We start from the raw sequence: 907 nt of genomic DNA on the forward strand, positions 1-907 counted from the left end.
AAATGGTACAGGAAATGAAACCATACCACGCTGATTTTCCGAACGTAAAAAACAATTGCCTACGTTTCGAGGTCAGTCCTTCGATAGAGGAAAGCGCCACCTTTACGGATGCGGACTGGGCGGAACTTGGTAACGACTTCATGCAGCGCATGGGGCTGGCGAACCACCAGTACATCATCATCCGGCACAGCGGTACGGAGAGCAAAAAAGAACAAGCCCACCTGCATATACTGGCAAACCGGGTTTCCCTTTCCGGGGAACTGTACCGGGATAACTGGATAGGGAAAAAGGCAACGGAAGCCGCCAACGCCATAGCCAAGGAACGGAACTTTGTACAGTCGCAGGACATCGGCAAAGCCAACAAAGCGGAAATCAAGGAAGCCATGGACGACGTATTGAAGAAGATGCAGGGCTTTGACTTGACTAAATTCAAGGAAGAACTTGGTAGGAGAGGTTTTAAAGTTCGGGAAGCCAGGGCAAGCACCGGAAAACTTAACGGCTACTACGTCACAGCCCGAAGCGGTACGGAGTATAAGGCGAGCGAGATAGGGAAAGGCTACACTCTCGCCCATATCGAGCGGACACAAAGCAAACTGAAATATAACTCAATGAACATATCTCATGGAAACAAACTCACATCCGGAAGCGGTAGCTTCCACCGTTAAGCAGGGACAGTACAGCCCCCGGAAAAGAAAAGACACAGCACCAAAGGTTAACCCGCAGCTTGCGATAGAACTGTTTTTTCAAGAAATGGGACGTATTGAAGCCTATACAAAGCGCATAGAGGATGCAACATCCCGAAAGGTACAAATAGACGGGAAAAGCCTCGAAAGTGCCGAAAATCGCCTAAAAAACGTATTGTCGGACTTTGAACGGCAGGGGTACAGAATGAAAAACGGCGGTTATG

General features: G+C 49.0%; 2 protein-coding genes. Both read left to right on the plus strand.

All coding sequences use genetic code 11. From position 1 onward, the window contains the following. Positions 1-665, plus strand: a 665-nt coding sequence (mbpB, locus tag FPQ13_RS13175; protein WP_144089744.1) for a mobilization protein MbpB, incomplete at its 5' end; no start/stop codon positions are given. Further along, on the plus strand, positions 622-907 hold a 286-nt coding region (locus FPQ13_RS13180), incomplete at its 3' end, for a hypothetical protein (RefSeq protein ID WP_425456879.1). The genes mbpB and FPQ13_RS13180, both read left to right, overlap by 44 nt.

Source organism: Allobacillus salarius (genome assembly GCF_007559425.1).
Taxonomy (GTDB): Bacteria; Bacillota; Bacilli; order Bacillales; family Alkalibacillaceae; genus Allobacillus; species Allobacillus salarius.